Below are 18210 nucleotides of genomic sequence, written 5' to 3' on the forward strand. Positions count from 1 at the left end.
GAACTCACAGGACCGCCAGGCGCATGAGAAACCCTCCGATGATCAACGCAGAACTGCTGGAACGGATCGTTAACTCCTCGGAGGATGGCATCACCGTGGCCGAGCAGGAAGGCAACGACACCATCCTCATTTACGTCAATCAGGGGTTCGAGCGTCTGACCGGTTATTCAGCCGACGACATTCTCTACCGCGACTGCCGCTTCCTGCAGAACGATGATCGCGACCAAGCGGCATTGGCCAACATTCGCCGCGCCATCACCGAAGGTCACCCCTGCCGTGAAGTTATCCGCAATTATCGCAAGGACGGCAGCCTGTTCTGGAACGAACTCTCCATCACGCCGGTATTCAACGAGCAGGACCAACTGACGTATTACATCGGTGTGCAGAAGGATGTTTCGGCCTATATGGAGGCGATACAGGAACTGGAAACCCTGCGAAGCAAACCGGAGGGTATCGAGGGATGAAAAAAACTCTCACGGATCTTGTCATTGACTCTAACTAACGTTATATAGCGGACAAAGGCATCGATGGGATGCCGGCTCGCTATGCAGCGTCTGTGGAGGGTCTAGCATGAGCCGTGAAACACTTGTTGAAGAACAGCTTACCGATGAACAGGATTTCTTCGACGCAGTCAATGACGCGCAATTCTCCCGTTCACGCAGCAATCGCACCGATACCCTGCGGGCTCGTCGTCAAGTCGAGGCCCTGCTGGAAGAACGCCGGCTGAAGCGGGCCATCGAGGATGATTGGCTTAACGATTTCAGCGACGAGGAAGACGAATAATCCCGTTTCGTTTATCTATAAGGTCGCTTCCCGGCATTTAACATTCCCTTCAAAGACAACGGACGCTTCGGCGTCCGTTTACGTTCATCCGGGTGTCGACTGGCGTTTCGTCCGAGCGACCACTATCATCTGGCCATTCTTCACTTCAAACCAGACCGGATTTCCATGGCGCAATACGTCTTCACCATGAACCGGGTGGGCAAGGTCGTGCCCCCCAAACGCGAGATTCTCAAGGACATTTCACTGTCCTTCTTCCCGGGTGCCAAGATTGGCGTGCTCGGTCTGAACGGGGCCGGCAAGTCGACCCTGCTACGCATCATGGCTGGCGTGGATACCGAGTACAACGGTGAAGCCCGTCCGATGCCCGGGCTGAACATCGGCTACCTACCCCAGGAACCTGAACTCGACGACAGCAAGACCGTACGCGAGACTGTCGAGGAGTCAGTGGGCGAAATCAAGGCAGCCCAGGCCAAGCTGGACGAGGTCTATGCCGCCTACGCCGAACCCGATGCCGATTTCGACGCCCTGGCCGCCGAGCAGGCCCGCCTGGAGAATCTGATCGAGGCTGCCGACGCGCATAACCTGGAACGCAAGCTCGAGGTCGCCGCCGAGGCCCTGCGCCTGCCGCCCTGGGATGCCAATGTCGGTGTGCTCTCCGGCGGCGAGCGTCGGCGTGTGGCGCTATGTCGCCTGCTGCTCTCCAACCCGGACATGCTGCTGCTTGACGAGCCCACCAACCACCTTGACGCTGAGTCGGTGGCCTGGCTGGAACGCTTCCTCCACGATTACGCGGGTACCGTAGTGGCGATCACGCACGATCGCTACTTCCTGGACAATGTCGCCGGCTGGATTCTCGAGCTGGACCGCGGCCACGGCATTCCCTTCGAGGGCAACTACTCCAATTGGCTTGAAACCAAGGAAAAGCGCCTTCAGCAGGAGGCCAAGCAGGAGGCATCGCGCCAAAAGGCCATCAAGGAAGAGCTGGAGTGGGTACGCCAGAATCCCAAGGGCCGCCAAGCCAAGAGCAAGGCGCGTCTCAACCGTTTCGAAGAGATGCAGTCCGGCGAGTACCAGAAGCGCAACGAGACTAATGAGATCTACATTCCGCCCGGCCCACGCCTGGGTGACAAGGTGATCGAACTACATAACGTCTCCAAGCGCTTCGGTGACAAGCTGCTGTTCGAGGACCTGTCGTTCCAGATTCCCAAGGGCGCCATCGTTGGTATCGTCGGTGGCAACGGCGCCGGCAAGTCGTCGCTGTTCCGCATGATTACTGGCAACGAGCAGCCCGACGAGGGCGAGGTGATCATCGGCGAGACCGTCGACATCGCCTACGTCGAGCAGTTGCGTGACAACCTCGACAACAAGCAGACAGTGTGGGAGGCGGTCTCCGGCGGTCAGGACATCCTCAACATCAACGGCTACGAGGTGTCCTCGCGCGCCTACGTCGGTCGCTTCAATTTCAAGGGCAACGATCAGCAAAAGCGCCTGTCGGATCTGTCCGGTGGTGAGCGCGGTCGCCTGCAGCTGGCACAGACACTCAAGCAGGGCGCCAACGTACTGCTGCTTGACGAGCCCTCCAACGATCTCGATATCGAGACCCTGCGCGCCCTGGAAGAAGCGCTACTGGCCTTCCCCGGCTGCGCGATGGTGATCTCCCACGATCGCTGGTTCCTGGACCGTATCGCCACCCACATTCTCGCCTATGAGGGTGAGTCCCAGGTGGTGTTCTTCGAAGGCAACTACAGCGACTACGAAGCGGATCATCGCAAGCGAGTCGGAAACGACACACCCAAGCGGATGAAGTACAAGCGCATCGACGCCTGACGCACCTCCCTTGGTTCTGACCGACGCCCTGCCTCGTATCGAGGCAGGGCGTCGTCGTTTCAGCGCTGTTGCGAGGAAGGTGCCCATATCCGTACGCATCTCTTCTCGAAGCGTTACGGCTACCCTCTTATCCTGCTATCAATAAAAACCCGGCTCACCTCGCGGCCGTGTCTTGAAGCGACGGTGAAGCCACAAATATTGCTCAGGATGACGTCGTATCGCCGCTTCTATCACGGCATTGACTCGCGTCGCGTCAGCGACCTCGTCCCCGGTAGGAAAGTTTTCGAGGGCAGGCAGGTATTCCAGCGTATAGCTACGGTTGTCAGGGTTACGATGAAAGATCAATGGCATGACTGGTGCACCGGTCATGCGGGCGATCTTTGCTGTCAGCTTGACGGTTGCGGCCTCGACACCGAAGAACGGCGCGAACACGCTGGCCTCACGGCCGAAATCCTGGTCCGGCGAGTACCACACGGCATGCCCCGCCTTGATGCGCCGTACCACACCCCGCAGATCGTAGCGGTCTATGGCCTTGCCGAAGATGTGCGATCGCGCCCGGGTCATGAAGCGCTCAAACAGAGCATTGTCATGCGGACGGTAAACGACATCAGCGGGAAAGAACAGGGAGTGTAGCGCTCCACCGAGATCCAGCGTCGAGAAATGGATGCCGATGATCAGCGCCCCCTTCCCCTGCGCCATGGCCCGGTGCATATGCTCTTCGCCCTTGAATGTCACCCGGTGCCGCAAATGCTCGGGATCACGGCACCAGCCGGTGGCCGTCTCGACGATTCCAATGCCGTTGGCGACGAAGGTGTCTCGCACTAGCCGGCCCAGTTGCGACTCGTCAAGCTCCGGAAAGGCCAGGCGCAGGTTGGTCTCGGTGATATGGCGACGACGCTTGGCAAAGCGCCAGGCCAGCAGCCCGATCGCCTTGCCCACAGCGAGCTTCATTCGCCAGGGCAGCCAGGCACTCAGGCGCATCAGCCCGATCGAGCCCCAGGTCGGCCAGTAACGCGGATGCAGGAAGGAAGATGTCTTGGACAAACCGTATCCTTGGGTCAATTAAGTACCGGGCGTCATTGTAGCCGCCCGGGAAGATACCGTCAGGCCTCGTCAGCCTGAACGCCCCCATGATAGTGGCGCGGGACCCGCGGCAGGATGCCGGTGAGCAGGGTGTAGCTGATGGTGTCGCAGTAGCTGGCGACCTCGTCGATCGACAGGATCTCCCCATCGCGGTCCTGTCCCCAAAGCACGACCCGGCTGCCGATACCGGCCTGTGGCAGGTCGGTGAGATCTACCGTGAGCATGTCCATCGAGACCTTGCCCACTAGGCATGTTCGCTGTCCCTCGACCAGCACTGGGGTGCCGTCGATGGCATGCCGATCGTAGCCGTCACCGTACCCGGCGGCAACCACACCGATACGTGACCGCCGTGGCGCCTTCCAACGACCGCCGTATCCCACCGGTTCTCCCGCCTCGATGTCACGTATGGCGATGATCTCGGAACGCAGGGTCATGACCGGTTTCAACTTGCGGCTGGCATCGTTGCCCCCCTCCAGCGGGTTGCTGCCATAGAGCATCACTCCGGGGCGATTCCAGGCACCATGGGCCCGCGGCCAGGCCAGGGTGGCTGGAGAATTGGCCAGGCAGGTCGGAGCATCGAGAGAGGTAGCCAGTTCGTTGATCCGTGCCAATTGGTGCTGGAAATAATCGTCGTCAAGGAGATCGGCCGTTGCGAAGTGACTCATCAGATGAAGGCCGCTCACGCGGTCCGGTGCGTCCTGTAGGCGGTGCCAGACCGAGGGCAGATGCTCTGGCGCAAACCCGAGCCGGTGCATGCCGGAATCGACCTTGATCCAAGTGGGAATCGGCGCGCGAGGCCGGAAGGCCAACAGGGCCTCCACCTGCCACTCGCTATGCACCGACAACCAAAGACCCAACTCCTCGACTCGAGGCAGTTCATCGCGGGAAAAAATGCCTTCCAGCAGCACTATGGGCTTGTCGATACCGCCACGACGCAGCGATTCGGCCTCTTCGATGCAGGCCACGGCAAAAGCCGGCGCCAGATCGTTTAACGCATGTGCGCAGGCGACGGCACCGTGTCCGTAGGCATCGGCCTTGATGACCGCTAGCGCCTGGCTGGATGGTGCCAAGTCACGGGCCAAGCGATAGTTGTGTCGCAAGGCATCGAGATCGATATCAGCAACCAGCGGGCGTCCCATAGCACAGACCTCTCCGATGAAAGCCACAATTATTTGCTAAAACCGAGCATTTTTCATCTCGTAGCTCACTAAAAAGCGGCGGAATATCAGTCTTAACAACCAATATTCCACCGCTTTATAGAACAATCGCATCAAAATTATTACTGAGGCGGCCTGGGTGGCGCACCGATGTCTAGGTCAATACTCATGCCACTCGCCTGCTCTCCTTCCTGCAACTCGAGGCGCACCGCGTCATCTTCCCGTAGCCAGTCGTTGAGCGCACGCACGTTACTCGTATCAAGCACACCAGCCTGCTGACGCAACGCTATCATGTCGATCACATAGGCGTAGCGTGCCTCGGCATAGTTGGCCAGCGCATCGTAGAGATCCTGCTCGGCGCTAAGCACATCGACAATGTTACGTGTGCCCACCTCATAACCGGAGCGCGTCGCTTCCAGGGCGCTACGACTGGAAATGATGGCCTGACGCTGCGCTTCCACGGTCTGTACATCATTGACGACCTGGGTGAACAGCGAACGCACCTGCTGCACCGTTGAACGACGTTCGGATTCGAAATCGTACTGTGCGGACTCGAGCAGGTAGGTCGCCTGATTGACCTGGGCACTGGTTCGCCCACCGGTAAAGATCGGCAAAGTAGCGGACAGGCCGACTTCGCTCCCCGAGTTATGCCCCGTCACGTTGTCCTGATCGGTATCGGAAAAGTTGTACTGGGCATAGGCATCGAGCGTCGGCAAGTAACCAGCCTGGGCAATGTCGACGTCACTACGGGAAATTTCGACGGCCTCCTGACTGGCGAGCAGTGCCGGATAGTTTTCCAACGCCAGCGCCACCCAGGCATCGCGCGAACTCGGTTTCGGCGACTCGACGGGGAGCTCCTCGGTCAGGCCATTGATGGTTTCGTAGTCCTTGCCGGTCAATTGCTCCAGAGCTTCGAAGCTGATCTGCAGATCGCTTTTCGCAGCGATTCGCTGCGCGCGGGCCTGGTCAAACGACGCTTGGGCCTCGTGGACGTCGGTGATCGCGATCAGCCCCACTTCGAACTGCTCGCGCGCCTGCTCGAGCTGGCGCTCGATAGCCCGCTCCTGGGCGATGCGTGCTTCGAGCACATCACGGGCACGCAGGATCTCGAAATAGGCCTCGGTCACGTTGTAGATCAATTGCTGCCGGTCGCCTTCGAGTACCAAGGCTTGCTGATCGATCTGATCGGTGGTCTGCCTGTACTGGTACCAGTTGGTTGCGTCGAAAATCGCCTGGGTCGCCTCGATGCTGACGTTGGCGCCATTATAGCCATCGTCACTCGATCCCGCGGTGTTCCCCGCCTGCTGCTGGCTTTCGAAAGTATCGTTACGGGCGATGCCCGCAGAAGCACTGACCTGTGGCAGCAGGTCGGCACGCTGGATGTCCCGGGTCGCCTCGACACTGTCGTAGATCGAACGGGACGAGGCCAGCGCAGCGTTATTTTCCAACGCATCGCGGGTAATGGTCAGCAGGTCGGCAGCCTGCGCCTGGGGCGCGAGTGCGGCTGCGACTAGCAGGGAAAGCCACGTGCGGCGCAGCGGGTGCATTTCACTGCGGGTGCGCTGAAAGAGCCCTTGGGACGACATCGACGTTTTTCCTTTCATGAGACTTGCGCAATATCATACATACAATGACGCATGTTAGCTTGCCAATCAATCTAGCAAATGTCGTGCACGGATCGTGCAAGTCATAACGACAAACGCGAGCCCGTAGGCTCGCGTCTGCACCGAGAGACTCCTTTCAGAACACCCTCACTCGAAAATGGCATCCAGGGAGAGCCCCTGCTTTTCAAGTACACGGCGGAGTTTCTTCAAGGCTTCGACTTGAATCTGGCGTACCCTCTCACGGGTCAATCCGATTTCCTCGCCAACTTCCTCCAGCGTTGCCGCCTCGTGACCACGCAAACCGAAGCGCCGGATCACCACTTCCATCTGCTTATCGGTCAACTCGGCAAGCCACTCATCGACATGTTGCTTGACATCGACATCAACCAGTGACGACTCCGGCCCACTCTCGTTCTCGTCAGCCAGCGTCTCGATCAATGGCTTGTCGCTCTCGCCACCCAGCGGATAATCCACCGACGAGATGCGCTCGTTGAGCCCCATCATCTTCTTGACGGTACTCACCGGCTTGTCGAGAAACTCGGCGATCTCCTCGGCAGTCGCTTCGTGATCCAATCTCTGGGTCAGCTCACGCGCTGCACGAAGATAGATATTGAGTTCCTTGACCACGTGGATCGGCAGGCGAATGGTTCGGGTCTGATTCATCAGTGCTCGTTCGATAGTCTGACGAATCCACCATGTGGCGTAGGTTGAAAAGCGAAACCCTCGCTCCGGGTCGAACTTTTCTACGGCCCGGATCAAGCCCAGGTTGCCCTCTTCGATCAGATCGAGAAGCGAAAGCCCCCGGTTCAGATAACGGCGTGCAATCTTCACCACCAGACGCAGGTTGGATTCGATCATCCGCTGGCGTCCGGCGGGGTCGCCCTTCTGGGCCAGGCGCCCGTAATGTACTTCCTCTTCTGGGGTCAGCAGCGGTGAGAAGCCGATCTCATTGAGATAGATCTGGGTGGCATCCAGACTCTGGTGGTAGTTGTTCTCTTCTCGGCTCAGCGCCTTTTCAAATGCCTCTTCAGCCTCCTTGCCATCCGCTTCGTCGTCGACAACGTCTTCGACTTCATTGAGATCCACATCCTGAAGGTCCCGTTCAAGCATGCTCATTTCGCTACCCCGTTGTCTGCTACTCGTAAGATGCAGTCGTTGACCGGCTCATATTGTTGTTATGCCCTGTCTGGGGCGACCACCGGCAGGCCGGTGGCCGTCCTTTCCCTGCGATTACTGACCCCTCAACGTTGCGGAAGGAACTTGAGGGGATCCTGAGGCTGGCCATCCTGGCGAACCTCGAAATGTAATTTGACGCTCTCGGCATCGGTGTTGCCCATGGTGGCAATCACTTCACCCGCCTCGACGACGTCGTTCTCCTTGACCCTAAGACTGTCATTATGCGCATAGGCGCTGAGATAACGGTCGTTATGCTTGAGGAGAATGAGGTTACCGTAGCCGCGTACGCCGTTACCGGCATAGACCACGATACCGGGCCCCGCTGCCTTGACAGGTTGCCCCTTTTGGCCGGCGATATCAATGCCGGCGGTGATATTGGAACCGTCACCAAAACGGCCCACCACCTGGCCATCTACTGGCCACTGCCAAGGGATGTCCTCGACCGGCTGGAATGTCCGCTGCTCGCGGGAGGGGCCGCTCGCCTCGCCCGCCACGGCGGTCCCGGCATCGGCCGTCCCGCTATTCGTGGTCGTGTTGGTAGCAGTATTGCTCACCGATGATGACGGAGTGGTTGCAGCTTGACTACCAGCATCGGCGACATCCACAGAGGACGTCGACGCACTCTGATCGGCAACGCTCACGCCGCGCGTGCTGTCTGTCGTGGATCCCGCTTGCGACGCGCCTGTCGAGGAGCTTGCCTGCCGGGATGCACGCTGTTGCGTCACTGCCTCACGCTCGGCCTGATCACGTGCACTGAGCTGCCCGTCGGAGCCGGGGCTGTCGTAATTGTAGATCGGCCCGGGCGCATCGCTGCCGCCGGCACGGCCAGCGGCTGATAATGCTTCGACGCTGGGCTGAGTCGAGGCCGCCTGGGCAGGTGCCGCCTGTTGCTCATCTCCCAAGGGGCGGCTGGTCAAGCGACGATTACGTTCGATGGTCTCGGTATCCGGAGCCAGCCAGTCCGGCGTCCCGGTCGAGGCTGCAGTTGTGGAGCCATCGGTGCCGGCCACGGTGACACCCTGAGCGTTCTGGCTAGACGTTCCCTGGGGTGCGCTTCCGGCCGCCGCGCTGGCGCTCAGTCGCAGTGTTTGCCCGGGCTCCAGCCGGTAGGGTGGGCTGATGCTGTTGAGCTGCGCCAGCTCACGGAAGTCCATATTGTTTCGCCAGGCGATCCCGTAAAGCGTATCGCCGCTCTGTACGGTTACCGTATCGCCACTCGGCGTGCTGCGACTCGCTGACAGATCGCGCACCACAGGCGCGTGATTGGGGGGTGCGGCACAGCCGGCAATGCCCAGCATCAGCGCCGAAACCACGAATGCCTTGCGCATGTAAGGTCAATCCTCCTTGCGATTCGACGTGGAGCGTTCGCCCACGACCAGGACGAGCAGCAGCCCCAGGATCATCAATGCAATCACCGGCACCAACTGGGCGGAATCGCCGGTCAGCAGGGCATAATCGTCCGGCAGCAGGTAACGGTAGTCCAATGGAATCAGCTGATCGTCGGGACCAAGACGATAGCGGATCATCTCGCGCCATGGCCACAGCGTAGGTAACGACCCGACGATGAAGCCGATGAGTAACTGCAATGTCAATTCATGATAATGGCGAAACAACCACGACAACAGTCTCGAGAACGTGAACAGACCGATCGCACAGCCAGCCCCGAACTGCAGGATCAGCCCGATATCGAAGCTCTTGATCCCCTCCATGACGGTGCCGTAGAGCCCCATGGTGAGCAACAGGAAGCTACCTGACACTCCGGGCAATAGCATCGCACTAATGGCGATGGCGCCGCTCGCCACCAGCAGCAAACTTCCCAACCCGGTTAGATGCGGCATTAGACCGGGCAGGGCCTGGGCCACCAACAGGCCGGCCACTAGCGGCAGAATGTACCACCAGCGCCATCCTCTGACCTGGCGACTGACGACGAATGCCGATGCCGCAACCAGCCCAAAGAAAAAGGCATCAAGCAACAGCGGCTGTGCATCGAGCAGATAGGTCACCAGGTGCGCCACGCTGATCAGGCTGCAAGCAAGGCCGACTACCAGAGGAACCAGAAAGCGCAGGTTAAGATACTCGACCAACCCGGCCAGCCCTCCGCGCCGCCAGGCGGGATACGCTTCGGGGCCGAAGCGGCGAATGGTATGAATCAACTCCTCGTAAATCCCGGTAATGAAGGCAATGGTTCCTCCCGAGACACCGGGTACGGCATCGGCGGCGCCCATCCCGGCGCCCTTGAGAAACAGCGCTAGCGCTCGCTTCAACGTATGACTCCTTCCAATAGCGGCACGAAACGTACCTGTTCGAGCCGCTGATGATCAAAACCATCCCCTTGCCGCTGAATACGGGTCAACCATTGGTTGCCGTCCTCGTCCTCCAGCGGCGTGATCAGTACACCCTCTTCGCTCAACTGCCCCAGTAGTGCCGAGGGCAGCTCGCTGGCGCAGGCCGTCAGCAGAATGACATCGAACGGCGCCGCTTCGGGCCAGCCGTGGGCGCCGTCGGTGAGGCGCATGCGCACGTTGTGCGCCGCAAGTCGATTCAATCTCGCTCTGGCCCGAGATTGCAGTGCCAGGATGCGCTCCAGCGACCACACCTGATCGACCAGGCGCGACAGTATCAGCGTCTGGTAGCCAGATCCGGTGCCAATCTCGAGGACATTGCGCGGCTCGGCAGCCAGGACCAGCTCACTCATGCGTGCAACCATCCAGGGCTGCGAGAGGGTCTGCCCGTGCCCGATGGGCAGCGCAGTGTCCTCATAGGCGCGATGTGACAACGCTTCATCGAGAAACAGATGGCGCGGCTCGCAGGCCATCACTTCGAGTACGCGCCAATCCTGGATACCTGCCTCGAGTAGCCGCCCCACCATGCGATCGCGGGTGCGCTGTGAGGTCATGCCGATACCACTGAATTCAAGAGATTCGTGACAGCGCATCCAGCCAGTCCTGTACATCATGCAGTGCGGTATGCCGGGTCAGGTCGGTTTGCAGCGGCGTGATCGAGACGTAGCCCGCCTCGATGGCGGCGAAGTCGGTATCGGGACCATCATCGGCGTTCTCACCAGCCGCGGCGATCCAGTAACGAACACGGCCTCGCGGATCTCGCACTTCCAGCGGCCGTGCGGAAGGGCCACGGTAGCCCATGCGTGTCACCCGGAAACCCTGAATCTGATCCCAGGGCAGGTCTGGCACATTGACGTTGAGTAGGCTGCGTGGCGGCAGCGACAACTGATCGGCGGCACCGACCAGGCTCGAGGCCACACGCCCCGCCGTATCGAAGTGGCGCGAGCCGACCAGCGACATGGCAATCGCGGGCATACCCAAATTGCGGCCTTCCATGGCGGCGGCAACGGTACCCGAGTAGAGCACGTCGTCGCCCAGGTTACCGCCATGGTTGATACCCGAAATCACCAGATCGGGGCGCTCATCCCAGACGCCATTGACGCCCAGGTATACGCAGTCTGCCGGCGTTCCGTCGACACTGTAGAAGCCGTTTTCCAACGCCGTCAGGGCCAGCGGGCGCGATAGCGTCAGTGAATTGCTGGCACCACTCTTGTCGCGATCGGGCGCTACCACCCTGAGTCGCGCATGCGGCAACAAGGCATCGTGAAGCGCCTTGAGCCCCGGTGCATGAACACCGTCATCATTGGACAGCAAGAGCTTGCGCATCGTGTCTCCTCGGTCGACCCGTTAGTGAACTAGCAGATCGACTTCATTGTCCGTTCCGCTCTGTCAGGGGTGTGCCCGGTGACAGGGTCGGATGGTCCATCAATTCTCTTAGTACCGAGGTGGCGAACGCGCCTCGCGGCAGTTCGAAGCTCAGTTCGCACCCCTCGGCATCACACTGCAGCGAGGCGTCGGTCAGGCGAATACGCAGCGCTCGACGGGCCAGGCGTACTCCGGCTCTCTCCAGTCCGGCACACAGCTCGACATGGCGCTCGCCCAGACGGGCTTCGTAGGCTCCCGCCTCATCCCGCGCGCTTGACGCACCGATCCCCCAAAGCACTCCGGTGGGATGCAGGTCAAGATGTGCCGCCCGCGCCATCAGCGCGGGATCGGGCTGCTCGACCGAGAATATGCTGGCGCTGCCGTCAAGCATCAATACATCGCCATGGAGCGGGGTCGCCCAGCTTCCATCGGCCAGGCGCGCTGCCAGTAGCTCGTTGAACAGATAGCTACGGGCGGCGGAGAGCATGAGCCCTTCACGGTCGTCTCGCTTGCGCCAGCCGCGAGCCAGGGTCGCCCGGGCGCGCTCGAGGTTGCGCCCTTGGGGGCCAAAACGCTGCGGGCCGAAATAGTTGGGCACGCCATGCTCGCACAGCCATTGCCAGCGCGCCTCCAACCCGGGATGCTGGGCAACCGGCCCACTGATCCGCAACCGGAAGCGGTTGGCACGATGCACGCCTCGCTTGAGCTTGCGCGGATGACGGCGTTGCTTGAGCAGCCGCACCGGCGTTCCGGCCAAGCGTTCAGCCATAACCTCCGGCGCCTCGCGCCCCGGCAGATGGACCGACAGCCACTGGCGGGTCACCGCCGTGCGATCCTTCATGCCCGAGAACCCTATATCCCGGGGCGTCACATCACATGCCCGAGCCAGGCGACGCACCAGTTCCAACGTAGTCAGATCGCGCTTCTCGACCCACAGCCAGAGATGCTCGCCCTCTCCCTCCGGCTCGAAATCGAGTCGCTCCTCGACCACGAAATCCTCGGGCATTCCCCGGTACTCCCCCGCTGCCAGCGGTCCGCCGTGCGCATAGGGCCAGGCAGGTGGCCAGTCGACACTCACTGGCTGAGACCGGTGTCGCTGGCGGGCTGGGGCTCGAACAACGCCTCGGGCTCGAACGGTTGACGCGGCTGCGAATGATCGCCATGTGCTTCAAGCAGGGCTACCGCTTCGGCGGCAATGCCTTCGCCCCGACCAGTGAAGCCCAACCGCTCGCTGGTGGTGGCCTTGACGTTGACGGCTCCGATCTCGAGTCCGAGATCCTCGGCGATCGCGGCGCGCATAGCGGCAACATGAGGTGCCAACTTGGGTGCCTGAGCGATAACGGTGGCATCGACATTGCCGACCCGGTAGCCGGCTTCGCCGACCAGATGCACCACATGGCGCAGCAGAGCGCGGCTGTCGGCTCCGGCCCAGCGCGCATCGGTATCCGGAAAGTGATGACCGATGTCACCCAGGGCACAGGCACCAAGCAGGGCATCGCTCAGGGCATGCAGCAGCACATCGCCATCCGAATGGGCGATCACGCCCCGCTCGTAGGCGATACGTACGCCCCCGATCATTACATGGTCGCCCTCGCCAAAACGGTGCACATCGAAGCCGTGGCCGATCCGGATCATGTCAGTCCTCGATTACGAAATCCCGCTCCTGCGCCTGGGCGTCCAGAATGACGGCGGCCAGTTGCAAGTCTTCGGGATGGGTGATCTTGAGATTGTCGCGACGTGCGGCGACCAGGCGGGGCGCCAACCCCAGCGCCTCTATCGCCGACGCCTCGTCGGTGACAGCAATACCGGCGCGCCGTGCCGCAGCCAGCGCTTCACACAGCATGCCATAGCGGAACCCCTGGGGCGTCAACGCATGCCACAACCCGGCACGGGATTCGGTGCTTGCTACCCTCCCCGCATCATCGGCGCGTTTCATGGTGTCCGCTACCGGCGCGGCCAGCAGCGCCCCGACCCGCTCGTCCAAGAGTATGTCGAGCAGACGGCGCAGGTCCATGGGATGCACACAGGGACGGGCCACATCGTGTACCAGCACCAGATCCTCGGCGGCCGCGAGCCCGGCCAAGTCATCCAGCGCCCGGGTAACCGAGTCGACCCGCTCATCCCCACCGGCTACGCGTCGCCAGTCGGCGAATGGCACCCAGGCGGGATCGAACCAGGCATCCTCCTCATCCAGGCACAGACACAGGGAGGCCTGAGGATACGCGCCATGCAAACGAGCCAGCGTATGCGCCAGCACGGGCTGGCCATTAAGGTCCAGGTACTGCTTGGGCCGATCCGCTCCCATGCGTCGGCCCTGCCCGGCCGCAGGCACTACCAGCCAGAGTCTCGGCAAGCTCATGGCCGGCTCCCCTCGGACGTAACGGGCGGTGACGTGGCGGGCACACCGGACGGCGTCAGGCCCTCGCCTTCCGGCCCGTCGACCGGTGAATCCTCGGGCTCGACACCCGGCACCCAGAAGAACTGCTCATCGCTGCGCACCATGCCGATATCGCTTCGCGCACGCTCCTCGATGGCGTCCAGCCCATTCTTGAGATCCACCACTTCGGCGGCAAGACGCTGGTTGCGTGCCTCCAACGTTTCGGTCTCGGCGGCCAAGGTATCGACCCTGGAACGAATATGCGTCAGCTCGCGCAAGCCGCCTTCTCCCAGCCAGAGGCTGTACTGCAGCAGGCCGAGCAGAGCGATCAGCACGACCGCAAGCCACTTGAGCATCGGGATTTCCAGACATTGAAAAGCAAAGAACCAGAGGCCGGCATTATGCCATCATCATAGGGGGACGCGCAGGTCGAAATCGCCTGCCGAACCCACCGACCCTATGGCTATCGCGACAAGGAGAGCATATGTACAAGCTGGCATTCTTCGTACCCATCAACGAGGCCGAGCCAGTCAAGGAAGCCGTCTTCGCCACGGGGGCCGGACGCATCGGCGACTATGAGGCCTGCTGCTTCCAGACCCGTGGCGTCGGGCAATTTCGCCCACTTGACGGCGCCGACCCGCACATTGGACAGGTCGGCGACCTGGAGCGGGTGGTGGAACTCAAGGTGGAACTGGTCTGTCGCGACGACCTGATCCGCGACGCCATCGCCGCCCTCAAGGCCGCGCATCCCTATGAAGAGCCGGCCTATGAGGTATGGAAGCTTGAAGAGTTCTGAAGCCGAATCGGGGAGGCGTCATCAAATCGGCGAGTGAGATGCAGCACAAGGCGCACGGAGCACGGAAGGCGAGACATAGCTGAAGTTAGGCGAGTCTCGACCGGGCTGGCGCACCAGCACCGCGCCACGCCGTGATGTACTCGCGCAGCCATTTGATTCTCAGGCGGAGCCGAAATAACGCTCCCTATCCTCCTCGCCGATATCGCTGATATGCAGCGGAAACACCTCACCGAGCCTATCGTCGAAGTAATGGCGCAGGGTTCGCTCGATGGTGGGAAACGCCAGCTCATCCCAGGGAATCTCTTCCTCGGTGAACATGGCCACTTCCAGGCTCTCGGGACCGGCGGCAAAGCCTCCCTTGAGATCGGCGAGGAAGATCATGTAGACCTGATTGATATGCGGCAGGTTGATCAGCGTATACAGGTTATGAACCTCGACCCGGGCACAGGCCTCTTCCCAGGTTTCCCGTGCCGCCGCCTCGAGTGTCGTCTCGGCGTTTTCCATAAAGCCTGCCGGCAGGGTCCAGTAGCCCTTGCGCGGAGAGATGGCACGACGACACAACAGCACGCGCCCATCGCGCACCGGAAGTGTACCGGCCACGATGCGCGGATTCTGGTAGTGAATGGTACCGCAGCCGTCGCACAGGTAGCGCAAGCGATCATCGCCTTCGGGAATCGCGAAACGCACACGTTGACCACAGTGGCTGCAGAAATTCATGAGGCACCTCGCGACTTGGCTTGACGCTTCTCGGGGGGCTGGGTACAAGGAACGAAACCCGACGGATGCTCCATGTTAGAGAAACTCTACGAACGCCTGCAAGCGCATCGCCCACGCAAGCTCAGTCCGGCGCTTCGTCAGGCCGCCGTACTGATCCCTATCGTCGAGCACGACGAACCGACGCTACTCTTTACCCGCCGCGCAGCCCATCTCAAGCAGCACGGTGGCCAAGTGGCCTTTCCCGGCGGCAAGCGCGACCCTGAAGATCCCGACCTGCTGACGACGGCACTGCGCGAAGCGCAGGAAGAGATCGCCCTGTCGCCCCGGCGCGTGCGCCTGCTCGGCCAGTTGGGAGACCTGATCTCGCTGCACGGATGGCGCGTCACCCCTTTCGTCGGCCTGATTCCTCCCGGCCTGTCGTTACGCCCCGAGCCGGGGGAACTGGACACCATCTTCGAGGTGCCGCTATCGCTGTTCCTTGAAGATCAACGTAGTCACACCGATGTTATCGTTGCTGGGGATCGCACCTTGTACGTGCCCAGCTACGAAGCACAGGGTCACGTCATCTGGGGATTGTCGGCCATGATGCTGGTGGAACTGCTGGCGGTGGGGTTCGGCAAGTCGATCAGCCTCGATCACGCCCCGCCGGGCAGCCGATTGAATTATCGTCCCGAACGGCAGCGCGCCGTCCCGGATATCGATACCGACGTATAGGGCCTCTGATGAACGCGACACTCATGGTACCCGGCGGCCTGACTGGACTTGACGGCAATGCCCTCTCGCAACTGGTCGACGCTCTGGTCGAGCGTGGCTGGTTCGCGGGCGAGCGCTTCATTGACGCTACCCTGTGCCAAGCCCTGCGCGACGAGCTTCAGCGACTGTCTGCCAACCAGGCGCTGAACGAGGCCGGCATTGGCCGGGGCGATCAGCACCAGTTACGTCGCGATATCCGTGGCGATACAATTCGCTGGCTCGATCGCGAAAGCCAGGCGCAACGTCATTATCTGGCATTGATGGCGGAGCTCCAGCAGCAGATCAATCGTGCGCTCTACCTGGGACTCTTCGAGTTCGAGGCGCACTTCGCCGAGTACCCGCCCGGCGCCTTCTACAAGCGCCATGTAGACAGTTTTCAAGGTCGCGCCAACCGCATCGTCTCGACCGTACTCTATCTCAACCCGGACTGGCCGGACGATGGCGGTGGCGAGATGGCCGTCTATGCCGTGGAAGACGAGTCCCGGGAAGTCGCGCGAATCCGGCCCGAGGCCGGTACATTCGTGTGTTTCCTGTCTGACCGGGTCCCACATGCCGTGTTGCCGACCCGCTGTCCAAGAGCCAGCATTGCTGGCTGGTTCCGGCGCAACGCCTCACTGGGTGGCCTCATCGACCCGGCTCGCTAGCGGGACTCCGCTGGGCGCGAATGATGCGTGCCATCTTCCTCGTCCACGTATTCGATGATTCCATCTTCACGACGCGGTGGTCCATGCAGCGGCTCGGCAACGGGCACCTCGGGTACCGCATGGGACAGGTCCTCGACATGCTCATGCTCGATCGCGCCCTGCACCAGCTCATCGGTAATCACCAGCTCAGCCCCCACCGAGGTCATCGGAGACGAGGCCGTGAACGGCGCAACCGGTATCGGCGCTGGTTTCACGCTACGCCGCCAGAAGAAGAAACCAACCAGGACCAGGCCCAACGCGCCCAGCGACCAGAACAAGCCGCTATCGCCCACGGCATCCATCACCGGCGTGATCAGCGGTGGACTCACTGTAGAACCGACGGCGTTGATGAGCAGCAAACCCTGGCTCATGCGCACCAGCGCTCCGGCCGGTGCCCGGTCGGCAGCATGACTGACCGCCACAGGATAAAGGGCAAACACTCCGCCCCCCAGCAGGAATAATAGACTGGCGAGCATCCAGGCATTGAGCGGCAGCCAGAGCATGCCCGCGGAGATCAGCGCGCAGAAGGCCCCGATCAAGATCAGTACCAGCTGACGATCATGACGATCGGACCAGCGGCCAATGGGGTACTGCAGTAGCATCGCACCAAGCACCACTACCGCCATCATCTGACCGATCTGGCTTACCGATAGGCCGATCCGCTGTAGATAAAGTGGCAGCAGGCTGTAGACCGCCGCTACCGCCAGACCGGAGCCAAAACTGCCCATCACCCCGGTGGGGGTCAGGGTGATCAGGCGCAGCGGTGACAGCGGCTCGGCCTGCTCGAGCAGCGGTGAGACACGCGGGATCATCGCCATGGGCAGCACTGACAGCGAGGCCAGCAGGCCGATGACCATGAAGGGCGCCGTCACGCTCATGGCATCGGTAACGCCCAGCAGCAGTTGGCCGACTACGCCAGCGGCATACAGTGAAATCATGTACAACGCCAGCAGGCGTCCACGCACCTTGGTGTCCGAGGCGGTCAGCAGCCAGCTTTCGATGACCAGATACACGCCTACCGTTGCCCAGCCGCCGATCAGGCGCAGCACGAACCATGCCCACGGATCGAGCCACAACCCCTGCAGCAACACGGTAACCGCCACCAGCGAGGCAAAACAGGCATAGGCGCGGATATGCCCGATGCGCAGTAGTAGCCGGTCGTTGAGCATGGCACCCAGCGCCAGACCGATGAAATAGGCCGACGACACCCAGCCGATGACCACTGCGGGTTCGCCGGCGGCATCGAGACGCAAGGTGATCAGCGTAGCCAGAAAGCCATTGCCGATACCCAGGATGAATAGCCCCAGCAGGGGGGCCAGAGCCATGGCCAATAACTGCCGCGACATGAACGGAGCCTCACGCTTGTCTTGAACAAAACACACGGGGCGCGTCCACGCAGCCCCATCATCGAAATGGATGGATCGCCGCCGTGAACGCGCCCCGGTAGAAAACCGCTGCCGGCTCGCATATGTTGCGCCGAGCCAGAATTTCGCGCGGCGCAATATAGCCCCACGCCAGCCACCGGGCAACGCTTTTTTCACACCTCG

The 18210-nt window shown here is 61.4% G+C and carries 20 protein-coding genes; 6 read left to right on the plus strand and 14 right to left on the minus strand.

Annotation, left to right across the window (positions count from 1 at the left end; genetic code table 11):
* Positions 1-23 precede the first annotated feature (23 nt).
* The 3 genes from F568_RS0118775 (at position 24) to ettA (ending at position 2610) form a co-directional block, all read left to right on the plus strand.
* Positions 24-464 (plus strand): PAS sensor domain-containing protein, encoded by a 441-nt coding sequence (locus F568_RS0118775; RefSeq protein WP_026300649.1) that lies wholly within the window; start codon positions 24-26, stop codon positions 462-464.
* Positions 465-570: 106 nt separating this feature from the next.
* Positions 571-783: a PA3496 family putative envelope integrity protein gene (locus F568_RS0118780; RefSeq protein WP_019020311.1), complete on the plus strand. Its 213-nt coding sequence runs from the start codon at positions 571-573 to the stop codon at positions 781-783.
* A gap of 165 nt (positions 784-948) precedes the next feature.
* Positions 949-2610, plus strand: coding sequence for an energy-dependent translational throttle protein EttA (gene ettA, locus F568_RS0118785; protein WP_019020312.1), 1662 nt, complete (start codon positions 949-951; stop codon positions 2608-2610).
* 138 nt (positions 2611-2748) lie between these two features.
* Here the strand turns inward: ettA and lpxL are convergent, their stop codons facing one another.
* From lpxL to ftsB, 12 genes are all read right to left on the minus strand, one after another.
* Positions 2749-3654 (minus strand): LpxL/LpxP family Kdo(2)-lipid IV(A) lauroyl/palmitoleoyl acyltransferase, encoded by a 906-nt coding sequence (gene lpxL, locus F568_RS0118790; protein ID WP_019020313.1) that lies wholly within the window; start codon positions 3652-3654, stop codon positions 2749-2751.
* A 59-nt stretch (positions 3655-3713) separates the two neighbouring features.
* Positions 3714-4832: an alanine racemase gene (gene alr / locus F568_RS0118795; RefSeq protein WP_019020314.1), complete on the minus strand. Its 1119-nt coding sequence runs from the start codon at positions 4830-4832 to the stop codon at positions 3714-3716.
* Between the two features lie 140 nt (positions 4833-4972).
* Positions 4973-6436 (minus strand): TolC family outer membrane protein, encoded by a 1464-nt coding sequence (locus tag F568_RS0118800; RefSeq protein WP_019020315.1) that lies wholly within the window; start codon positions 6434-6436, stop codon positions 4973-4975.
* Positions 6437-6601: 165 nt separating this feature from the next.
* Entirely contained in the window at positions 6602-7570 is a 969-nt protein-coding gene (gene rpoS / locus F568_RS0118805) for an RNA polymerase sigma factor RpoS (protein WP_026300651.1), read from the minus strand.
* A gap of 125 nt (positions 7571-7695) precedes the next feature.
* Positions 7696-8958, minus strand: a complete 1263-nt coding sequence (locus tag F568_RS0118810) for a peptidoglycan DD-metalloendopeptidase family protein (RefSeq protein ID WP_019020317.1) — start codon at positions 8956-8958, stop codon at positions 7696-7698.
* 6 nt (positions 8959-8964) lie between these two features.
* Complete coding sequence (locus tag F568_RS0118815) at positions 8965-9894, minus strand: DUF368 domain-containing protein (RefSeq protein WP_019020318.1); 930 nt, start codon at positions 9892-9894, stop codon at positions 8965-8967.
* Positions 9891-10565: a protein-L-isoaspartate(D-aspartate) O-methyltransferase gene (locus F568_RS0118820; RefSeq protein WP_019020319.1), complete on the minus strand. Its 675-nt coding sequence runs from the start codon at positions 10563-10565 to the stop codon at positions 9891-9893. Before F568_RS0118820 ends, F568_RS0118815 begins: the two co-directional genes overlap by 4 nt.
* A complete protein-coding gene (gene surE, locus F568_RS0118825) occupies positions 10543-11298 on the minus strand; it encodes a 5'/3'-nucleotidase SurE (protein WP_019020320.1) in 756 nt (251 codons plus the stop codon). The genes F568_RS0118820 and surE overlap by 23 nt, the downstream gene beginning before the upstream one ends.
* A gap of 43 nt (positions 11299-11341) precedes the next feature.
* Positions 11342-12415 carry a tRNA pseudouridine(13) synthase TruD gene (gene truD / locus F568_RS0118830; protein ID WP_051088007.1) on the minus strand — a complete coding sequence of 358 codons (1074 nt, stop codon included), beginning with the start codon at positions 12413-12415 and terminating at the stop codon, positions 11342-11344.
* A complete protein-coding gene (ispF, locus tag F568_RS23315) occupies positions 12412-12972 on the minus strand; it encodes a 2-C-methyl-D-erythritol 2,4-cyclodiphosphate synthase (RefSeq protein ID WP_019020322.1) in 561 nt (186 codons plus the stop codon). The genes truD and ispF overlap by 4 nt, the downstream gene beginning before the upstream one ends.
* Before the next feature lies 1 nt (position 12973).
* A complete protein-coding gene (gene ispD, locus F568_RS0118840; RefSeq protein ID WP_019020323.1) occupies positions 12974-13696 on the minus strand; it encodes a 2-C-methyl-D-erythritol 4-phosphate cytidylyltransferase in 723 nt (240 codons plus the stop codon).
* Positions 13693-14070 (minus strand): cell division protein FtsB, encoded by a 378-nt coding sequence (gene ftsB, locus F568_RS23320; protein WP_019020324.1) that lies wholly within the window; start codon positions 14068-14070, stop codon positions 13693-13695. The genes ispD and ftsB overlap by 4 nt, the downstream gene beginning before the upstream one ends.
* Positions 14071-14198: 128 nt before the next feature.
* On the opposite strand from ftsB, the gene F568_RS0118850 reads away from it, so the two are divergent.
* The gene (locus F568_RS0118850; RefSeq protein ID WP_019020325.1) at positions 14199-14510 is read left to right on the plus strand and encodes a YqfO family protein; all 312 of its coding nucleotides are present in this window, start codon (positions 14199-14201) and stop codon (positions 14508-14510) included.
* A 159-nt stretch (positions 14511-14669) separates the two neighbouring features.
* Here the strand turns inward: F568_RS0118850 and F568_RS0118855 are convergent, their stop codons facing one another.
* Positions 14670-15227 carry an NUDIX hydrolase gene (locus F568_RS0118855; protein ID WP_019020326.1) on the minus strand — a complete coding sequence of 186 codons (558 nt, stop codon included), beginning with the start codon at positions 15225-15227 and terminating at the stop codon, positions 14670-14672.
* Between the two features lie 72 nt (positions 15228-15299).
* Here F568_RS0118855 and F568_RS0118860 point away from each other — a divergent pair, with 72 nt between their 5' ends.
* Together F568_RS0118860 and F568_RS0118865 are read left to right on the plus strand one after the other, a co-directional pair.
* Complete coding sequence (locus tag F568_RS0118860) at positions 15300-15941, plus strand: CoA pyrophosphatase (protein ID WP_019020327.1); 642 nt, start codon at positions 15300-15302, stop codon at positions 15939-15941.
* Between the two features lie 23 nt (positions 15942-15964).
* The gene (locus F568_RS0118865) at positions 15965-16624 is read left to right on the plus strand and encodes a 2OG-Fe(II) oxygenase (protein ID WP_019020328.1); all 660 of its coding nucleotides are present in this window, start codon (positions 15965-15967) and stop codon (positions 16622-16624) included.
* On the opposite strand, the gene F568_RS0118870 is transcribed toward F568_RS0118865, so the two are convergent.
* Entirely contained in the window at positions 16621-18009 is a 1389-nt protein-coding gene (locus tag F568_RS0118870; RefSeq protein ID WP_019020329.1) for an MFS transporter, read from the minus strand. The two genes, F568_RS0118865 and F568_RS0118870, sit on opposite strands and share 4 nt — an antisense overlap.
* Between the last annotated feature and the right edge of the window lie 201 nt (positions 18010-18210).

Source organism: Modicisalibacter luteus DSM 23508 (assembly GCF_000378505.1).
GTDB lineage: Bacteria > Pseudomonadota > Gammaproteobacteria > Pseudomonadales > Halomonadaceae > Modicisalibacter > Modicisalibacter luteus.

Bases quoted from the DNA above. Each gene is read 5' to 3' on its own strand.
- F568_RS0118855 (WP_019020326.1), bottom strand. From the start codon at position 15,227: ATGAATTTCTGCAGCCACTGTGGTCAACGTGTGCGTTTCGCGATTCCC.
- rpoS (WP_026300651.1), bottom strand. From the start codon at position 7,570: ATGAGCATGCTTGAACGGGACCTTCAGGATGTGGATCTCAATGAAGTC.
- ftsB (WP_019020324.1), bottom strand. From the start codon at position 14,070: ATGCTCAAGTGGCTTGCGGTCGTGCTGATCGCTCTGCTCGGCCTGCTG.
- ispF (WP_019020322.1), bottom strand. From the start codon at position 12,972: ATGATCCGGATCGGCCACGGCTTCGATGTGCACCGTTTTGGCGAGGGC.
- surE (WP_019020320.1), bottom strand. From the start codon at position 11,298: ATGCGCAAGCTCTTGCTGTCCAATGATGACGGTGTTCATGCACCGGGG.
- F568_RS0118865 (WP_019020328.1), top strand. From the start codon at position 15,965: ATGGTACCCGGCGGCCTGACTGGACTTGACGGCAATGCCCTCTCGCAA.
- F568_RS0118775 (WP_026300649.1), top strand. From the start codon at position 24: ATGAGAAACCCTCCGATGATCAACGCAGAACTGCTGGAACGGATCGTT.
- F568_RS0118800 (WP_019020315.1), bottom strand. From the start codon at position 6,436: ATGTCGTCCCAAGGGCTCTTTCAGCGCACCCGCAGTGAAATGCACCCG.
- ispD (WP_019020323.1), bottom strand. From the start codon at position 13,696: ATGAGCTTGCCGAGACTCTGGCTGGTAGTGCCTGCGGCCGGGCAGGGC.
- F568_RS0118850 (WP_019020325.1), top strand. From the start codon at position 14,199: ATGTACAAGCTGGCATTCTTCGTACCCATCAACGAGGCCGAGCCAGTC.
- F568_RS0118820 (WP_019020319.1), bottom strand. From the start codon at position 10,565: ATGCGCTGTCACGAATCTCTTGAATTCAGTGGTATCGGCATGACCTCA.
- F568_RS0118780 (WP_019020311.1), top strand. From the start codon at position 571: ATGAGCCGTGAAACACTTGTTGAAGAACAGCTTACCGATGAACAGGAT.
- alr (WP_019020314.1), bottom strand. From the start codon at position 4,832: ATGGGACGCCCGCTGGTTGCTGATATCGATCTCGATGCCTTGCGACAC.
- F568_RS0118860 (WP_019020327.1), top strand. From the start codon at position 15,300: ATGTTAGAGAAACTCTACGAACGCCTGCAAGCGCATCGCCCACGCAAG.
- F568_RS0118870 (WP_019020329.1), bottom strand. From the start codon at position 18,009: ATGTCGCGGCAGTTATTGGCCATGGCTCTGGCCCCCCTGCTGGGGCTA.
- ettA (WP_019020312.1), top strand. From the start codon at position 949: ATGGCGCAATACGTCTTCACCATGAACCGGGTGGGCAAGGTCGTGCCC.
- F568_RS0118810 (WP_019020317.1), bottom strand. From the start codon at position 8,958: ATGCGCAAGGCATTCGTGGTTTCGGCGCTGATGCTGGGCATTGCCGGC.